This window comes from Treponema sp. R6D11, from assembly GCF_054786075.1.
This window is the reverse complement of the sequence record NZ_BDHD01001325.1, coordinates 1-330: the sequence shown is the minus strand read 5'-3', so window position 1 is coordinate 330 and position 330 is coordinate 1. Positions and strand designations below refer to the sequence as shown.

General features: G+C 52.1%; 1 protein-coding gene. It reads left to right on the top strand.

Annotated features, from left to right (window positions below; genetic code table 11):
- Positions 1 to 135 precede the first annotated feature (135 nt).
- Positions 136 to 330 (top strand): IS66 family insertion sequence element accessory protein TnpB (gene tnpB, locus ACYVTD_RS18615; protein WP_461249071.1); only part of this gene is annotated, 195 nt, incomplete at its 3' end.

Below are 330 nucleotides of genomic sequence, written 5' to 3'. Positions count from 1 at the left end.
ATCCGGCTTTGTGGAAGTAACGGCACAGGTTATGAAAGCGACAGAGCAAGCGCCGCAGATACTCATAGAGAAAGGGGATATAAAGATTCATATCCCGCTGGGGACTGACGGCGGAGCGTTACGGGCGGTCATGGAATGAATAGGAGGGGCGGCATGATAATCGATGTAAGCAAGGCAAGGATATTCATACATCCCGGAAGCGTCGACCTGCGCAAAGGGGTAAGCGGTCTGACGGCGATAGTTCAGGAGAAGATGAAAGAGGATCCGTTCAGCGGGAGCGTGTATATATTCTGCAACAGGGAGCGGAAGCTTATAAAGGCGGTGTACTGG